1 protein-coding gene is annotated in these 599 nt (G+C 55.8%); it reads right to left on the bottom strand.

Going from position 1 to position 599, the window contains the following annotated elements:
* On the bottom strand, nucleotides 1-599 hold a 599-nt coding region (locus ACZRMH_RS25810), incomplete at both ends, for a POTRA domain-containing protein (RefSeq protein WP_464015818.1).

The raw sequence follows: 599 nt of genomic DNA, 5'->3' as shown, positions 1-599 counted from the left end.
TTCTGGCCGTCGTTGTTACGCGCCAGGCTGAGGCGCCACGGCTTTTGCGGATTGTTTTTTACCAGCACAGCGCTGCCGCCCACTTCACTGCCCGGTGCCAACTCCATTTGCGCCTGGTTGGATGGCAAGCGGTTGAGCTGATCAATCGCCTGCTCGATTTCCCGCAGATTGAGCTGATTACCCACTTGACCGGGAAAGCTCATGACCAATTCGCGACTGGATAACTTACTGTTGTCGGCGCCCTTGAAACTTTCGAGTTTGCCTTCCACCACAAGTACTTGCAGATGACCTTGGGACAAGTCCTGTTGCGGCAAGTAAGCGCGGCTGGTCACCAGCCCCCTGTCGATGTAGTGGTTGGTGATCACCTTGAGTAGTTCGTTGAGCTGGGACACACCCATACACTGCCCGGTATAGGGCTTGAGCATGGAGTCATGCTCGCTTGAGGACAGGCTGTCGGCGCCTTTGAGCTGGATGTCTTTTATGGGGAAACAACGACTTTCAGCTGCCCGAGCTGGAGCTGTAGGAGAAATCTGCTTGCCGGGAAGTTCCTGAAGTTCCTCAAGACGGCGCTGCTGCTCTTCAAGCAGGCGTTCCTGACG

It is taken from the genome of Pseudomonas sp. B414 (genome assembly GCF_055408445.1).
The sequence above is the reverse complement of the archived record's forward strand: the minus strand, read 5'-3'. Positions and strand labels throughout refer to the sequence as shown.